Genomic DNA, 19,726 nt, shown 5'->3' with positions numbered 1-19,726 from the left:
TTATTTTATTATTTTTGATTAAATAAACAAATAGTATAAAAAAAGTATTATTAAATTGAGATATTCTAAAGTAATTGTATTCCTGAACAATGATTTTTTAATTGTCTTTTTGACAAAAAATACAATTATTGAGGATGTTAAATTTAGTCTAACTATTTTACAAGTTTAAAAAAATAGAAAACATCAAAATCTTCTAATTCACTACAATAATTTCCATTTAAGAGAGTGTTTATGAGCTTGTGGCAAGAGTTGATACTAAAATCAATTTATTGTATTGTTAGTTTTTAGGTGTTCAAAATTGAAAAAAAAATAGTATCACATTATTTTGTAAAATTTATTTTTTGAATTAAATGTGGTATCTGCTAAAGGATAGTACAGGACAGTTTTGTTTTAGAGATTCTTTTATTTTACATCACAAGAATTATTAACCCTATAAATTAAAATATTAAATGGAATCATTACTCGGTATTCTTTTTCACTCGATAGGAGGTTTTTCCTCAGGAAGTTTTTATATGCCTTTTAAAAAGGTTAAAGGTTGGGCTTGGGAAAGCTACTGGATTGTAGGTGGTTTTTTCTCTTGGTTAATCGTTCCTCCTATTGCGGCTTATTTAACTATTCCGGGTTTTGTCGAAATTATTAGTGCAGCAGCTCCATCTATAAAAGCAGTTACCTATTCAATGGGGTTAATCTGGGGAATAGGCGGATTAACATACGGACTTGGTGTTCGCTACTTGGGAATGTCATTAGGAAACTCAATTACCTTAGGGTTTTGTTCTGCTTTTGGAGCATTAGTACCATCTATTTATTATAATTTTTATCCAGTTGCAGGTAAAGTTTCATTCACCGATATGTTATCTAATACCGGTGGTCGATTAGTACTTTTTGGTGTTTTGGTTTGCCTTATAGGAATTGCCTTTTCTGGAAAAGCAGGAATGCTTAAAGAAGCTGATTTTGCTACAGGTCATGAAGATAAAGATAAAGATTTTAGTTTAGTAAAAGGATTAATAATTGCTATTATTTCTGGAATCTTGAGTTCTTTTTTCAATTTCGGAATTGAAGCTGGAAAACCAATGGCGGAAGAAGCTGTTAGACAAGGTTTCAATCCTTTGTTTCAAAATAATGTTACCTACATAATTATCCTTTGGGGCGGATTGACAACCAACTTTATTTGGTGTATGTATCTTAATTTCAAAAACAAAACTTTCGGAGATTATACCAATACGAATACTCCAATTGCTAAAAATACACTTTTCTCAGCCATTGCGGGTACCATGTGGTTTTTGCAATTCTTTTTCTACGGAATGGGCGAAAGTAAATTAGGTAATGGGGCAAGTTCATGGATTCTACACATGGCTACCATTATTTTAACAGCTAACTTTTGGGGATTTTATTTAAAAGAATGGTCTGGTGTATCTAAAAAGACCTTTAATACATTCCTTTTAGGTATTGGTCTGATTCTTCTGTCAATTGTATTGGTGGGTATTGGGAATTCTCTTTAATATTTATAACATTCACTTTCAAACTCTTTTATAAACACTTTTAATACAACACTATGTCAAATATAAATACAAATAACATGACTTTTCAGCACGTAAGCTATCTTTGGGATGACGCAAAAGCTGCAGCATTAGCAGGAGATGAAGTAGCACTTTTCATATATCGTTCTAATTTATTAGGAGCCGATTTGAGATTAACGAACTATGGAGGTGGAAACACTTCGGTAAAAATTACGGATAAAGACCCATTAACAGGAGCTGATTCTGAAGTAATGTGGATTAAAGGTTCTGGTGGCGACATTGGAACATTAACAAAATCAGGTTGTGCTGCACTTTATTTAGAAAGATTGCTAAACCTTGAAAACGTATACAGAGGTATTGAATTTGAAGACGAAATGGTGGAATTATTCAACCACTGTATTTTTGACTTAGCGTCAAAAGCACCTTCAATTGATACGCCATTACACGGTTTCTTACCTTTCAAACACATTGACCACTTGCATCCAGATGCGGCTATTGCTATTGCTGCTGCAAAAGACGGAGCTAAAATCACCGAAGAGTTATTCAACGGAGAAATCGGTTGGGTGGGATGGCAACGTCCAGGTTTCGACTTGGGTTTACAAATGCGTGCTTGTTTGGAAGAAGCTGAAGCAAAAGGAAAAAAATTAAAAGGAGTAATGTTGGGTTCTCATGGTTTGTTTACTTGGGGAGACACTTCTTACGAAAGTTATATCAACACACTTGAAGTAACTGAAAAATGTGCTGCCTATTTAGAAAGCAACTACGGAAAAAAACGTCCAGTTTTTGGAGGTCAAAAATTGGAAAGCCTTCCAGAAGATGCCCGTAAATTGAAAGCGGCTAAAGTTGCTCCGATATTACGTGGTTTCTGTTCATCAGAACGTAAAATGATTGGTCATTATACAGATGATGCGAGAGTATTGGAATTTATCAACTCGAATGATTTAGAAAAATTAGCTCCTCTTGGAACTTCTTGTCCAGACCATTTCTTGCGTACAAAAATCAGTCCTTTGGTTTTGGAATTAGATCCAAACGAAGATTTATCAGATGTGGAAGCGATCAAAGCAAAATTAACTCCTGCTTTTGAAGCGTACCGTGCGATGTATGCAGAATATTACAATACCTGCAAGAAATCAAATTCACCAGCAATGCGTGACCCAAATCCTGTTGTGATTTTATATCCTGGAGTGGGTATGTTCACTTTCGCAAAAGATAAAACAATGGCGCGTTTAGCATCAGAATATTATATCAATGCGGTAAACGTGATGAAAGGTGCTGAAGCAGTTTCAGAATACACTTCATTGCCGCGTCAGGAAGCTTTTGATATCGAATATTGGTTATTGGAAGAAGCTAAATTACAACGTATGGCAAAACCAAAAGCCTTGTCAGGAAGAATCGCTTTGATTACAGGTTCTGCAGGAGGAATAGGTAAAGCTATCGCAAAAAGATTTGCAGAAGAAGGTGCTTGTGTTGTTATCAACGACATCAACGAAGAGCGTTTGCAAGCTGCTACTGCCGATTTTATCAAATCTTTTGGTAAAGATGCTATTTCAAGTACGTTGCTAAACGTAACGGATGAAAAAAGTACCGAAAAAGCATTGGATGCTGCTTGTTTAGCCTTTGGTGGTGCAGATATTATTGTGAATAATGCGGGAATCAGTATCTCAAAATCGATTGCTGAACATACTTTAGAAGAATGGGATAGATTGTATGATATTTTGGTAAAAGGACAATTTATTGTTTCTAAAGCTGGAACAGAAGTAATGCGCAAGCAAGGATTTGGTGGAGATATTGTAAATATCGTATCTAAAAATGCAGTAGTTGCAGGACCAAATAATCCTGGTTATGGATCTGCAAAAGCAGCCCAGGCACACTTAACACGTTTGATGGCTGCCGAATTAGGAGCAGATAAAATCCGTGTGAATACGGTAAACCCGGATGCAGTAATCTCTGATTCGAATATTTGGTCAGGCGGTTGGGCAGAAGGTCGTGCTAAAGCGTATGGTATTACAGTACCTGAATTACCTGCTTACTATGCGAAACGTACGTTATTGAATGAAATTATATTGCCGGATGATATTGCTAATGCTTGTTTCGCATTTGTTGGTGGCTTGTTGAATAAATCAACAGGAAATGCCTTGAATGTTGACGGTGGAGTAGCAATGGGCTTTTATAGATAGGTTTTTAGATGTTTGTTTTTTAGACTGATTTTTCTAACGTCCGTATCTTTCGGACGTTAGATTTATCTAAATTTGTAACCTAGTTCTTTTATAAAGAACTAGGTTGTTTTTAAAAATAGACTTCATCCATAAACTTCTTTTAAAGAAGTTTTTTATTTAATTTTAAAAAAAAAATATCATGTTAATTGAATCATACAAAATAGCTTCCCATAATGATGACCTTTTAAAGGCTCATAAAAATAAATTGGTTTTCACAGCATCTGAAATTGCAGAAACCGAAAGTATTATCCAAAAATTAATTGATTTTCAAATCGCAATTCCATCTTGGGCTTTAGGAACAGGAGGAACACGTTTTGGTCGTTTTCCAGGTGGTGGTGAACCCCGTTCATTAGAAGAAAAAATCGAGGATGTAGGATTACTACACGCTTTGAATAATGCTTCTGGAGCTATCTCTTTACACATTCCTTGGGACATACCAACGGATTATCAAGCAATTAAAGTATTAGCTGCACAACACAATTTGAAATTTGATGCAGTTAATTCCAATACATTTCAAGATCAAGCTGATCAAGCGCATTCGTATAAATTTGGGTCTTTACAAAACGTAAATAAAGCGGTTCGCAAACAAGCGGTTGCTCATAATATTGAAGTAATCCAACAAGGAATTGCTTTGGGTTCTGAATCATTAACAGTTTGGCTCGCTGATGGTTCTTGTTTTCCGGGACAATTAAATTTCCGTAAAGCCTATCAAAATACACTGGAAAGTTTAGAAGAAATTTATGCAGCATTGCCATCAAACTGGAAATTGTATTTAGAATATAAATGTGCGGAACCTAACTTTTATTCTACCACAGTTGCTGATTGGGGACAATCCTATTCTTATGTGAAGAAATTAGGGGATAAAGCATTCACTTTGGTTGATTTAGGACACCATTTACCAAATGCTAATATTGAGCAAATCGTTTCTCTATTATTGATGGAAGAAAAATTAGGTGGTTTCCACTTCAATGATTCTAAATATGGCGATGATGATTTAACTGCTGGTGCCTTAAAACCATACCAATTATTCTTGATTTTCAACGAATTGGTGGAAGGAATGGATGCCAGAGGAATGAATCACGCTAAAGATTTAGGATGGATGATTGATGCTTCACATAATGTAAAAGATCCGATGGAAGATTTATTGCAATCGGTAGAAGCGATTATGGTTGCTTATGCACAAGCACTTTCTGTTGACCGAAAAGCATTGGAAATTGCTCAAGATGAGAATGATGTCGTAACGGCACAAGAGATTTTACAAAATGCTTTCCGAACGGATGTTCGCGCCTTGGTTGCTGAAGCACGTTTGCGCTCTGGAGCTGCATTAAATCCAGTTGGATTATACCGTGATCTTGCAGTAAGAAAAGGGCTTATCAATGAAAGAGGATTTAAAACAGTAGCTACAGGCTTGTAAAAACCAATCAAAAATGAATGTAGTAGCGATTTTTGATATTGGTAAAACAAACAAAAAAGTCTTTCTGTTTAATGAAAACTATCAAATTGTTTGGGAAAGATCAGCGAATCTTCCTGAAACGGTGGATGAAGATGGTTTCCCTTGCGAAGATATTGCAGAACTCAGAAACTGGATCGTTTTTAGGTTGTCAGAAATGCAGGAATTAAAAGAATATATCTTAAAAGCGGTAAATTTTAGTACCTATGGAGCCAGTTTTATTTATGTGGATGAAGAAGGGAACTCTTTAACACCATTGTATAATTATCTAAAACCATATCCTGAAGCGCTAAAAAAGAAGTTTTATGATAAATATAAAGGAGAAGAAAAGTTTGCGTTAAAAACAGCTTCTCCTGTTTTAGGAAGTTTAAATTCCGGGATGCAGATTTACCGTTTGAAAGAGGAAAACCCGGAGTTATTTGCAAAAGTGGCCTATTGTTTGCACTTGCCACAATATTTAAGTTCTCTTTTAACGGGAAAATATTTTGCGGATATCACCAGTATCGGTTGTCATACCAATCTTTGGAATTTCAAGAAGATGAAGTATCACAAATGGCTTAAGAAAGAGGATATTATAGATAAAATTCCGCGTATTCATGATGCGGGACATACAATAAACATAATAGGAGATATAGCGGTTGGAGTAGGATTGCATGATAGTTCCTCGGCAATTATTCCTTATATGATAAATTTTACGGAGCCTTTCGTTCTGTTGTCCACTGGAACCTGGAGTATTTCTATGAATCCTTTCAATGAGACCCCACTGACTTTTGATGAAATGCAATACGACTGTTTGTGCTATTTGCAATACAAAGAAAAGCCTGTGAAGGCGGCTCGATTGTTTGCAGGGAATGAACATGAAGTGCAAACCAAAAAGTTAGCGAGTCATTTTGGATTGCCATTGGATACTTATAAAGAGATTCTTTTTGACAAAAACATCATTTATAAATTGAGAGAAATTAACCTGAAAAGGTATTCTTCAAATGATGATAAATATAAAATTCTTCAGGAATCTCCTTTCGAAAAGAGAAATCTTAGTGATTTTAAAAATTACGAAATTGCGTATCACCAATTGATGTTGGATATCGTTACACAGCAAATACTTTCAACTAACTTAGTGATTCATAACAGTCCCGTTAAAAAGGTATTTGTAGATGGTGGTTTTAGTAAAAACTCTATTTTTATGAATTTACTGGCAGAATCTTTTCCAGAAATGGAAGTGTATGCCGCTTCTATGGCGCAAGCAAGTGCTCTAGGTGCCGCATTGGCGATTCATAAAAACTGGAATCCGAAACTGATTCAAAATGATTTGATTGATTTAAAATTTTACAAACATTAATATGAAAATTGGACTTTTTATCCCGTGTTATGTGGACCAATTTTACCCAAAAGTGGCTATTGCAACCTATGAATTATTACAGAAATTAGACTGTGATGTTCGTTTTCCAATGAAGCAAACCTGCTGCGGGCAACCCATGGCCAATAGCGGGTACGAACATTTGACTAAAGGTTGTGACACTAATTTCATTGCTAATTTTGCAGAGTTTGATTATATTGTATGCCCTTCCGGGAGTTGTGTATTGCATGTAAAAGAGCATTTACATGATGAAAACAATGAAGCATTAGCATCTCAAATGAGAAAGCGTGTTTTCGAATTAACCGAGTTTATCACCGATATTTTGAAAATCGAATTGATCCCCGGGGATTTCCCCCACAAAGTAGGGATGCATCAAAGTTGCCATGGACAACGTGGATTGAAGCTTTCGCAAATGACGGAGTTGAATGCGCCATTTTTCTCTAAACCGGAACAATTATTAAGTAAAATAAACGGAATAAATCTGGTTTCATTAAGCAGAAAAGATGAATGTTGTGGTTTTGGAGGGACATTTTGTGTCACCGAAGAAGCGATTTCTGTAAAAATGGGACAAGACCGTATAAAAGACCATGAAGACCATCAGGTAGAATATATTACCGGTGGCGATATGTCCTGTTTAATGCACTTAGAAGGCATTTTAAAAAGACAAAAAAGCCCGATAAAAATTATTCATATTGCAGAAATATTAAACACATTGAGAGTATAAATTTAATCGACAATGAAGAATAGATTTGTAACTATAAATTAATTAAGATTATAATGAAAAATTTCATTTTGTATTTTGCACTATTTCTGTCCCTTATTTTAGTCTCTTTTAAGGAAAATAAATTTTCAGTAACAGTAAAAGAAATTATAGTTGAAGCTCCTTTTAAGATGCCAAATATTAAAATTCCAGATTTTAGTAATTGCAAAAAAGTGTCAATTGTTGATTTTGGAGCAGTACAAGGGAACAAGGATAAAACATCCCTAGCTATTGCAAAAGCAATTGATAAAGCAAATAAAATTGGAGGAGGAACAGTCATGATTCCTAAAGGCGAGTGGCTAACTGGAAAAATTCATTTTAAAAGTAATGTCAATCTGCATTTGGATAAAGGAGCAATCCTGCTTTTTTCCGAAGATCCAAAGGATTATCTGCCTTCTGTTCACAGCTCTTGGGAAGGATATGAGTGTCTTAATTATTCTCCGCTGATTTATGCATACCAATGTAAAAATATCGCCATTACGGGTGAAGGAGAATTAAAAGCCAAAATGGATGTTTGGAAAGAGTGGTTCAAACGACCAAAAGGACATATGGAAAGTTTGAAACGTTTATACAATTTGGCTTCTTACAATAAACCAATGGAAGAGCGACAAATGGTTAATGACAGCGCGAATTTCCGTCCTCAATTCATACAGTTTAATCGCTGCGAAAATATTTTGATGGATGGCGTTTCCATAACCAATAGCCCTTTTTGGACGATTCATCCTTTTCTTTCCAAAAATATTGTGCTTCGAAATCTAAAAGTTTACGCCCATGGCCATAACAATGACGGAGTGGATCCAGAAATGAGTCAAAATATGTTGATTGAAAATTGTGTTTTTGACCAAGGCGATGATGCCATTGCCATCAAATCAGGAAGTAATCAAGATGCTTGGCGATTGAATACCCCTTCCAGAAATATTGTGATGCGAAATTGTATCGTCAAAAACGGGCACCAACTGGTAGCCATTGGAAGTGAACTTTCGGGTGGTGTAGAAAATGTATTTATCGATAAATGCACTGTTGTGGATGGTGCCAAATTGAACCATCTTCTGTTCATAAAAACCAATGAACGCAGAGGTGGATATGTGAAAAATATTTACATGAGCAATATCGTTTCTGGTAAAATCGATCAAGGGATACTTGGGATTGAAACGGATGTTTTGTATCAATGGCGTGATTTAGTTCCAACTATTGAACGAAGACTTACCCCAATAAATAACATAAATCTTGAAAATATCAGCGCTACTAATTCCAAATTTATTTCTAGAATTTTAGGTCAAAAAGAACTCCCAATAGAAAATGTATTTCTTAAGAATGTGAAAGCTGATAAAATTCAAGGAGATAATTCAATACATGAAAATGTATTGAATTTTGTAAATAAGAATTGATAAAAAAATAATTAAATTAGAGGATTTCGGTATAATTATTTATAATTATTCAATTTTCAAACGTATATAAGATGACTTCAAAAAAAAATATTGAACATAGCGAAGCCGCAGCGATTTTTAATAAAGATGTTAAACGAGTAGATTGGCACGACGAAACCCTTTGGTTTGTTCGTGAAAAAAGAGATAAAGCAGCTTTTCAAATTCCAGAATGGGAATTACTCAGAGAAACGGCTTCAGACATAAAAAACAATGTGCTTTCGAATATTCATGAGTATTTACTTGAATTTGAATCGAAAGCCCAGAAAAACGGTGTTATTATCCATTGGGCCGCGGATGCAGATGAACACAATAAAATAGTGCATTCCATAATGGAAAAACATGGCGTGAAGCAGATGGTTAAGTCTAAATCAATGCTTACCGAAGAATGCCATTTGAATGAATATTTATCCGAAAAGGGAATTGATGTGATCGATTCCGATTTAGGGGAACGTATCGTTCAACTTAGAAAAGAACCACCAAGTCATATTGTTTTACCTGCAATTCACCTCAAAAAAGAAGATGTAAGTGAAACGTTCCACGAACACCTTGGAACAGAAAAAGGAAATAACGACCCACAATATTTAACCGAAGCAGCGCGATTGCATCTTAGAGATACTTTCCTTACGCGAAAAGTGGCATTGACGGGAGTCAATTTTGCTATTGCTGAAACCGGTGAAATTGTAGTTTGCACCAATGAAGGAAATGCAGATATGGGTGTGCATCTGGCTGATGTACATATTGCCTGTATGGGTTTTGAAAAAATAATTCCACAGCGCAAACATTTGAGCGTTTTCCTTCGATTATTGGCAAGAAGTGCAACCGGACAACCGATTACCACTTTTTCCAGCCATTTTAAAACGCCCAGAGACGGGAAAGAAATGCATATTGTTATTGTCGATAATGGCAGAACGACCCAATTAGGCAGGGAAGATTTCAGGAGTTCATTGAAATGCATCCGTTGTGGGGCTTGTATGAATACGTGTCCGGTTTACAGACGAAGTGGCGGACACAGCTATCACAATGCGGTGGCAGGACCTATTGGTTCTATATTGGCACCAAATCTTGACATGAGTAAAAATGCCGATTTACCTTTTGCCAGTACCCTTTGTGGTTCTTGCACGAATGTGTGTCCCGTAAAAATTGATATTCACGATCAATTGTATAAATGGCGCCAAGTATTGGTAAAAGAAGGACATTCTCCGCTAGGGAAAACTATAGCAATGAAAGGAATGGCAACCGTTTTGGCTAATCCTATGGTTTTTGATTTTGCTGGAAAAGCAGGACGATTTGTGATGAAAAACATACCCGTTTTGGTCAATAACAGTCTTAATCCTTGGTACAAACAAAGAGAAATGCCGGCACCACCTGAAGAATCATTTAGAGAGTGGTACAAGAAAAATGGAAAGGAATCTAAAGACAAACAAAATGAGTAGCAGAACCACTATTTTAGAAAAAATAAAACAAAACCAACCCACGACAGCTAGTGAATTACCTAATTTAGGTACTTTAGGATTAGAAGTTTTTGAGATACTCGACAAATATAAAACGGTATTGAAGGGAATCGGTGGAGACTTTGTAGAGGTCCCTAATTATGATGCCATAATTGCATTTGTCAAAAAAAATTATGACACCGAAAAACGAATGATTACAACGATTCCAGAACTTGCTGAAATTGCAGCTACTGATTGGTTTAACGATGATCCACATACTTTAGAAAATGTAGAATTGACTTTGGTTAAAGCTCATTTTGGCGTTGCTGAAAACTCTGCGCTTTGGGTAACCGATGCTCTATTAGGGCAACGCGTTTCCACATTTATTCCTCAGTATTTGGCTATTGTAGTAAACAAAAAAGATATTGTAGCCACTATGCATCAAGCATATGATCGTATTGGAAATCAGGAATATGGTTTTGGGACTTTCATAGCAGGACCCTCAAAAACTGCCGATATTGAACAATCGTTAGTTTTAGGCGCTCATGGAGCCAGAGGATTGACGGTGTTTCTTATGGATTAGATTTTTTTTTCTTCGTAATGCACCAATTTAGGAGCAGAATAAATGAGAAGAATTTTAATAGTTTTAGATTACGAATTTTGTCAAAAAATAAAATATTAACCTCTTACTGAAATTCATAATGGAAGAAAGCAACAAAACCTTAGGAGAATTTATTATCGAAAATCAAAAAGATTTTCAATATTCATCAGGCGAATTATCTCGAATTTTCAACTCCATCCGATTGGCTGCAAAAGTAGTCAGTTATAAGGTGAACAAAGCGGGATTAGTTGATATTATTGGATCAGCAGGAGATAAAAATATACAAGGGGAAGAGCAACAAAAATTAGATGTTTATGCCAATGAAACGTTTATTCAAACCTTAATAAATAGAGAAATTGTATGCGGTATTGCATCAGAGGAAAATGATGATTTTATCACCGTAGAAGGCAGCGACAAGAGTAATAATAATAAATATGTGGTTTTGATGGATCCTTTGGATGGGTCTTCAAATATAGACGTGAATGTTTCCGTAGGAACTATTTTTTCTGTCTACAGAAGGATTTCACCCTTAGGAACGCCAGTTACACTAGAAGATTTTTTGCAACCTGGAATCAGCCAAGTGGCAGCAGGTTATGTTATTTACGGAACTTCGACCATGATTGTCTATACGACTGGTCATGGCGTAAATGGATTTACTTTAAATCCTGCTATAGGAACTTTTTACCTGTCACATCCCAAAATGAAATTTCCGGTTGATGGGGCTATTTATTCGGTAAATGAGGGGAATTATGTTCATTTTCCACAAGGAGTTAAAGACTATATTAAATACTGCCAATTGGAAGAAGAGGATAGACCTTATACCTCAAGATATATTGGAAGTTTAGCTTCGGACATGCATAGAAATATGATCAAAGGAGGTATTTATTTGTATCCGACAAGCTCTGGGGCAGCCAAAGGAAAATTACGACTGCTGTATGAATGCAACCCTATGGCATTTATAGCTGAACAGGCTGGGGGAAAAGCTTCAGACGGGGTTTCCAGAATAATGGAAATTTTGCCTACTGAATTGCATGAGAGAACTCCTTTCTTTTGTGGTAGTGCCAATATGGTAGATAAAGTGGAAGAATTTATCAATAAATCAGAGTTGAACAATCGTTAGTACCACTGCTCATGGAGCAACAGGATTAACGGTTCTTATAGATTAATATTAGTAAAAATGTCACTCCCCTTAAAGGTTGTGACATTTTTGTCATTAGGATTTCTTTTGCGGTTAAGAATTAGACCTGTTAATCTAAAAGCTACCAATGGTCAAATAATTGGTACAAGCCAGCTATATGAGAACGAAGCTTCACGTGATAATGGAATTGCATCCGTAAAAACGAATGCTCCTGAAGCAATTATTGATGACAGGACAAATTAATCAAATAATGAAACGGGCAATTAAACGATAATGATTTTAAAAATTAGAAAAGCCTGTAAATCTTAGATTTATAGGCTTTTTGTTTAAATGGAGTCAGTATTGATTTCTTGTCTTCTGGAAGTAATTGTTGATCCAGCAGAAGCTATTACCACGAAAAGTACAGCCAAAACTTCATTAAAAGTAAGGTGTTCTTGTAAAAATATAAGTGCACAAATTGACGCTGCAGCAGGTTCTAAACTCATTAAAATACTAAATGTACGGGCAGGAAGTTGGCCGAGTGCTTTCATTTCCAATGTAAAAGGAATCGCACTTGACAAAAGAGCGAGCGCAATGCCTAAGGAGAAAAGTTTTGGAGTGAGGCTGTTTAACCCATTTCCTAGAATTCCAAAGGGTACAATTAGTATTGCAGCAAAAAGCATTCCTGTTGCTACTGCCTCTCCACCTTTCATTATTTTTGAAATTTTCCCTCCCAATACAATATAAGCCGCCCAAAGGGCACCCGCTAAAAGAGCAAAAAGAACCCCTAAGAGGTCTATTCCATTATTGGACCATGGAGCGATCAAGACAATTCCTGCGGCTGCCAGTAGTACCCAGAAAAAATCGATCATCCGTTTTGAACCTAAAACAGCTACCAATAACGGACCTATGAATTCAAGTGTAACAGCAAGTCCAATTGGAATTCTCTCTATTGCAAGATAAAAAACCAAATTCATCGCACCCAAAGACAAACCGTAAGGAATCACTAATTTCCATTGGTTAGCAGTAATCTTTTTTAGATTTGGCCTGTAAACTGCCAGTAATAGCAATGCTGAGATGCCAATTCGTAGTGATGCAGTTCCAGCAGCACCCAAAACAGGAAAAAGACCTTTAGCAATAGCCGCTCCTGATTGCACACTTATTATTGCGAAGAGTACTGCAGGTATAGGAGAAATGTTGATTAATTTATTTTTCATGTAAAGATTCAAATATAGGGAGTAAAACTACAAAATTTATAATTTAAATAGATGTAGGGTAATAATAGAAAAAACTCCGTTTGGAGCCCATTTAACATGGTTCCCAAACAGAGTTTGTTATTTGAATCTTACTTTTTTTTAATAATCAAAACGTTTAAAAGCTTCAATAGCTTCATATTCAGCAAGTCCTAAATCGTCATAAATCTTTGCGGTATTTTTGTTGCGATCTTCGGCTCTAACCCAAAATTCTCTGGAGTCGTTTCCTTGAAACATCACTCTGTCTTTTTGGGACTGGTGGTACAAAATAGCATGTCTTTTTAGCAAAACTTCATCAGGACTTAAGGGAACGGCCATATCTATTTCATGGATATCCCATTCATGCCAAGCACCTCTGTACAACCATAACCAACAATCACTCATGTAAGGTTTTGATTTGAGTTGTTTCATGGCGACAAATATGGCATTCAAGCAAACTTCATGGGTACCGTGTGGATCTGCCAAATCACCAGCAGCAAAAACCTGATGCGGTTTTATTTTTGCAATAATGGCAGAAACTATGGCAACATCTTCAGGGCCTAATGGGTTTTTCTTTACTCGGCCCGTTTCATAAAAAGGAAGGTCTAGAAAGTGCGTGTTTTCATCTTTTAAGCCAATGTATCTTGTTGCAGCATACGATTCACGACGTCTGATTAGGCCTTTTAATTTTCGAACTTCAAGAGAATCAATTTGATTTTCGGTTTTGTTGTTAATGAAATTGATTACCGCAGGAAAATCAATATTGCAATCAGTTTCTCCAATAAAATCATTGCAAACTTCAGCAAATTTCAATGCTTCATCATCTGTGACAGCAATATTTCCAGAAGTTTGATACACTACATGAACATCATGGCCTTGTTTTATCAATTTAGAAAAAGTGCCTCCCATAGAAATCACGTCATCATCCGGATGCGGACTAAAAAGGATGATTCTTTTTTTTGCAGGATTGGCTCTTTCGGGTCTGTGGGAATCATCCGTATTGGGTTTTCCTCCTGGCCATCCGGTTATGGTATGCTGCAATACATTGAACATATTAATATTCAAATCATAAGCAGAACCTTCTTGTGCCAAAAGATCCGACATTCCGTTATTGTTGTAATCCCTGTCGGTCAGTTTTAATATCGATTGTTTAGTTTCTTGGCAAAGCCAAACAATGGCTTTATTTTTTAATTCGGGTGTCCAAATACATTCTCCTACCAACCAAGGTGTTTCAAATCGGGTTAATTCGGAAGCTGCCGATTGATCTAAAACAAAAGTAGTATTGGTATGATTTTGCAAAAATGTAGCAGGAACTTCGGAACTTATTTCTCCTTGAATGGTTCTCTTTATGATGGAAGCTTTATTTTGGCCCCAAGCCATTAATACAATTCTTTTGGATCTCAAAATGGTAGAAACTCCCATCGTAATCGCTCTTTTAGGGACGTTGTCAATACCATTAAAATCTGACGATGCATCTATTCTTGTGATATGATCCAAAGTAATGATTCGGGTTCCTGAATTGATGTGGGAACCAGGTTCATTAAACCCAACGTGTCCTGTACGGCCGATACCCAATAATTGGAAATCAAGTCCTCCTGCATTTTTAATTTTCATTTCGTAATCAATACAATATTGATTCAGTTCATCAATCGCTACCGTTCCGTCGGGGACATTTATATTTTCCGGTTTAATATCGATATGATTAAAAAGATGCTGATGCATGAAATAATGATAGCTTTGGTTGTTTTCTTTTGTCATTGGATAATATTCATCCAAATTGAAAGTGACCACATTACTAAAGCTAAGTCCTTCTTCTTTATACATTCGTACCAATTCTTCATAGACCTTTATAGGAGAAGAGCCAGTAGCCAAACCAAGTACACACGGTTTATTTTCGGCTTGCTTGGATCTAATTAATGCCGCTATTTCTTGTGCAACAATTTTTGAAGCTTCAACCGAATTTTTGAAAATTTCGTTATGAATTTTTTCAAATCTCGTTTCTTCAAATTTACCGGCACTTTTATAACTGATGTCAGGTTTAATTTCTAAAACACTTTTCATTTTAATTTTTTATTTGAGTTAGTTGTGTAGTTGTTTTTTTAATATTGATTGTTTAAATCGGATTATAATTTAGGGTTTCTATTCTTGACAAATTATCATTGAAAGTGACAAAACTTGCCGGGAATCCCGGTTTTATTTTACCCAATTGATTTTCCATGTTAATAGCGGCTGCTACTCGGCAAGTCGCCATTTTAATTGCTTCATCAGCCGATACGTTCAAATGATTGAATGCATTCTGAACCGCTTCTTTCATCGAAATACTGGCACCGGCTAGATTACCTTCTTCATTTCTGTAAAAACCATTGTCTAGATGGGCATCAAAATTTTCCCATTTGAAATTGGCAACTTTGCGTCCTAAAAAAGCAGCGTCACTAATTAAAAAGAATTTGTCTTTCTTTAGTTTATATGCTACTCTGGCAGCGGCATAATCACAATGCGCACCATCTAAAATAACAGGTGCATAAACAGATTCATTTTCGAATGTTGCACCAACTAAACCGGGTTCCCGATGCCCAAATTGAGTCATCGCATTAAACAAATGGGTAACCAGCTTAATCCCTTTAGAAAAATAATATTGCGCTTCTTTGTAGGTCATCGTCGAATGTCCCGCAGAAATAACGATGTCGCTTTCTAACAGCATGTCCAACTGCTCATCTGTAAAACATTCCGGTGCAATTGTGATTACTTTTATCACCTCTTTACCGTAACGGATAATTTCTTCTAATTCGGAATTAGTAGGTGTACGAACCTGATTAATACTATGTGCCCCTCGTTTTAAAGGATTCAAAAAAGGACCTTCCAGATGCATTCCCAGTACTCCATTATTGTATTTTGCTTTATAATTACGAATGGCTTCAATTCCTTGAAGAATGGTTTCTTTAGAAGAAGATATCAGGCATGGCAGTACATGCGTAGTACCATATTTCAAACTGGTATCATAAATATCTTGAATGGTTTCTTCTGTTGGAGTTTGGCTAAAATAAAGTTGCTCTCCACCATTTATTTGGATGTCTATGAAACCAGCAGAAATGTGTTCTCCTTTTAAATCAATTAGAGGAATAGTATTGGGAATTTCTTTTTGGACAGAAATAATTATTCCATTTTCTATAATAATGACATCATTATTTATTTCATCGCCAGTATGTACAATTCCGTTAACAATGGCTTGTTTCATTTTTTATAATTTAAATGTGTTTAACCTATTCCTGTTTAAAAAATACAATCCAACAGGCTTATTTTTTTATTATTTTTTTATTGATTGTTGTTTTTGAGTCGCTTACCTGCAAAATATAAATGCCTTGAGCTTGATCTCCCAGAGAAAATATTGTCTCTAGGTCAGTATTATCTATTGTAGCCTTACGAATTATTGCACCTGTTAAATTAAATATTTTAACGGTAACTGGTTCTTTGGTATTATTAACTTTAACCTTTAATAAATCATTGGTTGGATTGGGTTCTAAATCGATACTTAGTTCCTTACCTGATATTGAATTTTTATTAGAGGGAATTGAACTGCCAGAACGCTTTGCGGTTTGAGATGAAGAAAAAGATGTATTAGGAACAAATGTATCTGCTCCATTTGTTAACCAATTTAAGCTGAATCGGGCAAAATACATTTGATAAGTTGAACTTTCACCGTTTTCATAATAGATTCCTAATGTTCCGTTAGGCAAAACCGTTAGACTAGAATATGCCGATGCTCCAGAAAAAATTATTTTTCTGATTGGCCAAGTAGCTCCTTCATCGGTACTCATTAACACAGAAACATTGGTTCTATTTGCTGCAAAAGGAATCGTATGCAGCAAACGGTTTTTATCAAATCCATCTAAAGTTGAGGTATAGCGAATAAAATCCCCATCGCAATTAGGATCGGTAATATTAGCCTGATTGTAGGCTGTGCCCCAAGAAACACCTTTGTTGGTTGATACATTAAATCTGCGTGTTCCGGAATTACGGATGCTCATCATCAGATTTCCATTATTCAATTCGACAATTTTGGCTTCATCGCCTCCTGTTTCAGCAATTCCTGTTGATGGAGTCCAAGTAATACCACCATCAGTACTTGAAATCATGTAATTATTGATTCCGCCACTTGATTCTCTGACACAAATGGCAGCAACGATACGACCATCTCTTAATTGATGTGCTCTACCTGACGCTACAAATACGCCTAACCAATTTTGAGTGATAGCATTACTGCAACCAGCGCCATAAATTTGATTCGTTATATCTACTGGTGCGCCCCAAGTGATTCCATTATCAGTACTTCTGCAATATTTTATTTTAATTGGATTTGTTGGTGTCGAAGCAAAGAAACCTAAATCGGCAGCAAGTAAACAAATTAAATTTCCAGTTGCTTTATCCATAACCAATGCCGCATCTCCGACTCCGGTAGGTGCACCAAAATTGGCAATGGTCACAGGTTCTGACCATGTTTTTCCATTATCTGTGCTGCGGCGGACTACCGGGTCGATTTTTGCTGCTAAATCTCCCGCACCATTCCATCTTTTGTCCGTTACGGTTACCAATGAACCATCGGCCGCAGTTATGATTGCAGGGATACGATAGTTTGAGGATCCGGCATCTCCCGGAGTAAATAAAAGGGTATTAGCTAATAGGATAACGCGGTTACCTGCAACAGTGTTGGCAGCGGTATTATAAGTTATAGTATTTGCAACTATCGATTCACAACTGGCATCCAATAGATTTCCTTCAGTTGCTCCGGAAGCTACATCATAAGTAATCCAAAAATAATTATCTCCGGACACTAGTGCTTGGCTTCCATTAACGGTTAGGTTACCGACTGCAGGTGCTGTAGTTCCAAATAACGTAGCAGTAGCAGTATTAAAAACGGAATCAGTTCCACTTGAATATATTTTAATAGTGCTAACATCAGCACTATTTGTCGTACCATTCATAGTGAATTTTAGTGCGCTTACAGTAAGTGGATTGATCGTTCCGTTGGCAGCGACTTTTACAGCAACAATACGTTGATTAATATCTCCCATACCCGTTGGAAGTTCCGTTTGAATTAAGGATACGGTATTAATTTGCATGGTATTTGTTTGAGCGATTACTGATGCTCCGCCGTTTAGCGTACCGGGATGGCTTTGGCCAGAAATATCTGGAACAGTAACTCCGCTTACATTTTCAAAATCCCATGCTGCTAATAAATTAGCTTCGATACCAGTTACAATTGCTGTTTTATCTGTAAGTACTTCTGCAGCTGTCATTGCTTTCCTCCAAAAACGGATATCGTCAATTTGAATATTCATAAAGGATGTAAAATTGCTTAGCGTTCCAAACAATAAATTACCAGTATTAGAAACAGTATTTATACCACCAATATTTGAGGTAGTTTTGGTTTGTTGTAAAGCACCATCCACATAAATTTTACAACTCGTAGTGCCCACATCAATAACCATTGCCAGATGATGCCAGATGTTATTAGATACATTTGATGTACCATAAGGTGGTCCGGCAGCGCCTCCACTTGTTGTTAGATTAACTCCAAATTGCCCGCCGCTAGCTGATGAATTATTGATAAATTCATAACCAATACCCGAACCGCCTGGTCGCTTACTCAAGATTCTTTTAGAGAAATCGGCTGTTTTAATTCTACAGGTAACGGTTAAACTTTGTCCCATTGCCAAATTAAAATCGGCATGATTTGCAACAGACATATAATCATTTACCCCATCCAAAGATAAAATCATCGGAAAAGCATTTGAAACTGTTGGAGACCCAAAAAGAGTTCCTGCATGATTATTACCGGAAACATCAGGAACAGTGCTGCCACTTATGTTTTCAAAATTCCAAGCAGCGAGTAGGTTAGTGGTTGGTCCATTTATTACTGCAGTCATGTCTGCCATTAATTCTGTTGGAGTCATTGCTTTATCCCAAACTCGTATAGCATCAATTTGTCCAGCCCATTTGTAACTGTTATTTGTGTCAGATGTAGCTCCAACAACAAAGTTCAACGCATTGGAGAAATCCGAAGTAATGGATGTAAAGGTTTTTCCTGTATTTGCTAAAACACCGTCTACATAACCATATACTGTTCTGTTACTGGAAGCATCTAATACCAATGCTATATGGTGCCAAGTCCCATCAGCAATTGAATTTGCAGAATAACCTGCTGTACTAATGTTATTTGGTGTACCCGTACCTTGCATATTTATGGCAAACTTGCCGGCATTTGAACCATTACCGGTCCAAAACTCATATCCATTACCTGATGAACCATTTCTTTTAGCAAAAATACGTGGGGTACCAGTTGTAGTGGTAGTTTTTATCCAACAGGTAATTGTTTTATTTTGGCTTGTGCCAAAGTTTAAATCGGCATGATCAGCAACCGTCATATACGTACTAGTTCCATTAAGGTTTAAGACCTTACCACTTTGTGCTTTTAGGCTATTAGCGTATAAACACATAAAAAACAAACAAAAAGAAAGTAATAAATTTTTCATATTTTTTAATATTTGGTTAAAATTGGTTAGTAAAGCATAAGATTGTAATCCGGAACGGTTTTGTTAAACGAGCTGACAGCGATAGCCGA

At 36.2% G+C, this 19,726-nt stretch carries 13 protein-coding genes and 1 pseudogene; 10 read left to right on the top strand and 4 right to left on the bottom strand.

All coding sequences use genetic code 11. The features are described from left to right. The first annotated feature begins 449 nt into the window (after window positions 1–449). From rhaT to ACNQGG_RS03910, 10 genes and pseudogenes are all read left to right on the top strand, one after another. On the top strand, window positions 450–1,499 hold the full coding sequence (rhaT, locus tag ACNQGG_RS03955) for an L-rhamnose/proton symporter RhaT (protein ID WP_417961736.1): 1,050 nt from the start codon (window positions 450–452) through the stop codon (window positions 1,497–1,499). Window positions 1,500–1,552: 53 nt separating this feature from the next. Then, complete coding sequence (locus ACNQGG_RS03950; RefSeq protein ID WP_417961735.1) at window positions 1,553–3,694, top strand: bifunctional aldolase/short-chain dehydrogenase; 2,142 nt, start codon at window positions 1,553–1,555, stop codon at window positions 3,692–3,694. 178 nt (window positions 3,695–3,872) lie between these two features. Continuing rightward, the gene (locus ACNQGG_RS03945; protein WP_417961734.1) at window positions 3,873–5,147 is read left to right on the top strand and encodes a sugar isomerase; all 1,275 of its coding nucleotides are present in this window, start codon (window positions 3,873–3,875) and stop codon (window positions 5,145–5,147) included. A 13-nt stretch (window positions 5,148–5,160) separates the two neighbouring features. After that, window positions 5,161–6,522 carry an FGGY-family carbohydrate kinase gene (locus ACNQGG_RS03940; protein WP_417961733.1) on the top strand — a complete coding sequence of 454 codons (1,362 nt, stop codon included), beginning with the start codon at window positions 5,161–5,163 and terminating at the stop codon, window positions 6,520–6,522. A 1-nt stretch (window position 6,523) separates the two neighbouring features. Beyond that, entirely contained in the window at window positions 6,524–7,264 is a 741-nt protein-coding gene (locus ACNQGG_RS03935; RefSeq protein WP_417961732.1) for a (Fe-S)-binding protein, read from the top strand. A gap of 53 nt (window positions 7,265–7,317) precedes the next feature. Then, entirely contained in the window at window positions 7,318–8,688 is a 1,371-nt protein-coding gene (locus ACNQGG_RS03930) for a glycoside hydrolase family 28 protein (protein WP_417961731.1), read from the top strand. Window positions 8,689–8,759: 71 nt separating this feature from the next. Beyond that, a complete protein-coding gene (locus ACNQGG_RS03925; RefSeq protein ID WP_417961730.1) occupies window positions 8,760–10,160 on the top strand; it encodes a lactate utilization protein B in 1,401 nt (466 codons plus the stop codon). Beyond that, window positions 10,153–10,740: a LutC/YkgG family protein gene (locus tag ACNQGG_RS03920; protein ID WP_417961729.1), complete on the top strand. Its 588-nt coding sequence runs from the start codon at window positions 10,153–10,155 to the stop codon at window positions 10,738–10,740. The genes ACNQGG_RS03925 and ACNQGG_RS03920 overlap by 8 nt, the downstream gene beginning before the upstream one ends. A gap of 118 nt (window positions 10,741–10,858) precedes the next feature. Beyond that, window positions 10,859–11,878 (top strand): class 1 fructose-bisphosphatase, encoded by a 1,020-nt coding sequence (gene fbp, locus ACNQGG_RS03915; protein WP_417961728.1) that lies wholly within the window; start codon window positions 10,859–10,861, stop codon window positions 11,876–11,878. A 129-nt stretch (window positions 11,879–12,007) separates the two neighbouring features. Then, a pseudogene (locus ACNQGG_RS03910) lies at window positions 12,008–12,139 on the top strand (YegP family protein); the annotation flags it as partial. An 83-nt stretch (window positions 12,140–12,222) separates the two neighbouring features. Here ACNQGG_RS03910 and ACNQGG_RS03905 read toward each other — a convergent pair. The 4 genes from ACNQGG_RS03905 to ACNQGG_RS03890 form a co-directional block, all read right to left on the bottom strand. Next, window positions 12,223–13,092, bottom strand: coding sequence for an EamA family transporter (locus tag ACNQGG_RS03905; RefSeq protein ID WP_417961727.1), 870 nt, complete (start codon window positions 13,090–13,092; stop codon window positions 12,223–12,225). A 138-nt stretch (window positions 13,093–13,230) separates the two neighbouring features. Continuing rightward, window positions 13,231–15,168 (bottom strand): glucosamine-6-phosphate deaminase, encoded by a 1,938-nt coding sequence (nagB, locus tag ACNQGG_RS03900; protein ID WP_417961726.1) that lies wholly within the window; start codon window positions 15,166–15,168, stop codon window positions 13,231–13,233. A gap of 52 nt (window positions 15,169–15,220) precedes the next feature. Further along, window positions 15,221–16,342: an N-acetylglucosamine-6-phosphate deacetylase gene (gene nagA / locus ACNQGG_RS03895; RefSeq protein WP_417961725.1), complete on the bottom strand. Its 1,122-nt coding sequence runs from the start codon at window positions 16,340–16,342 to the stop codon at window positions 15,221–15,223. Between the two features lie 58 nt (window positions 16,343–16,400). Continuing rightward, on the bottom strand, window positions 16,401–19,637 hold the full coding sequence (locus ACNQGG_RS03890) for a LamG-like jellyroll fold domain-containing protein (protein ID WP_417961724.1): 3,237 nt from the start codon (window positions 19,635–19,637) through the stop codon (window positions 16,401–16,403). Window positions 19,638–19,726: the final 89 nt, after the last annotated feature.

This window comes from Flavobacterium esculini, assembly GCF_048284325.1.
Classification (GTDB): domain Bacteria; phylum Bacteroidota; class Bacteroidia; order Flavobacteriales; family Flavobacteriaceae; genus Flavobacterium.
This window is presented reverse-complemented; position numbering and strand designations above follow the sequence as displayed.

Coding starts and splice junctions, on each gene's coding strand:
- rhaT (WP_417961736.1), top strand. CDS start 450: ATGGAATCATTACTCGGTATTCTTTTTCACTCGATAGGAGGTTTTTCC.
- ACNQGG_RS03950 (WP_417961735.1), top strand. CDS start 1,553: ATGTCAAATATAAATACAAATAACATGACTTTTCAGCACGTAAGCTAT.
- ACNQGG_RS03945 (WP_417961734.1), top strand. CDS start 3,873: ATGTTAATTGAATCATACAAAATAGCTTCCCATAATGATGACCTTTTA.
- ACNQGG_RS03940 (WP_417961733.1), top strand. CDS start 5,161: ATGAATGTAGTAGCGATTTTTGATATTGGTAAAACAAACAAAAAAGTC.
- ACNQGG_RS03935 (WP_417961732.1), top strand. CDS start 6,524: ATGAAAATTGGACTTTTTATCCCGTGTTATGTGGACCAATTTTACCCA.
- ACNQGG_RS03930 (WP_417961731.1), top strand. CDS start 7,318: ATGAAAAATTTCATTTTGTATTTTGCACTATTTCTGTCCCTTATTTTA.
- ACNQGG_RS03925 (WP_417961730.1), top strand. CDS start 8,760: ATGACTTCAAAAAAAAATATTGAACATAGCGAAGCCGCAGCGATTTTT.
- ACNQGG_RS03920 (WP_417961729.1), top strand. CDS start 10,153: ATGAGTAGCAGAACCACTATTTTAGAAAAAATAAAACAAAACCAACCC.
- fbp (WP_417961728.1), top strand. CDS start 10,859: ATGGAAGAAAGCAACAAAACCTTAGGAGAATTTATTATCGAAAATCAA.
- ACNQGG_RS03905 (WP_417961727.1), bottom strand. CDS start 13,092: ATGAAAAATAAATTAATCAACATTTCTCCTATACCTGCAGTACTCTTC.
- nagB (WP_417961726.1), bottom strand. CDS start 15,168: ATGAAAAGTGTTTTAGAAATTAAACCTGACATCAGTTATAAAAGTGCC.
- nagA (WP_417961725.1), bottom strand. CDS start 16,342: ATGAAACAAGCCATTGTTAACGGAATTGTACATACTGGCGATGAAATA.
- ACNQGG_RS03890 (WP_417961724.1), bottom strand. CDS start 19,637: ATGAAAAATTTATTACTTTCTTTTTGTTTGTTTTTTATGTGTTTATAC.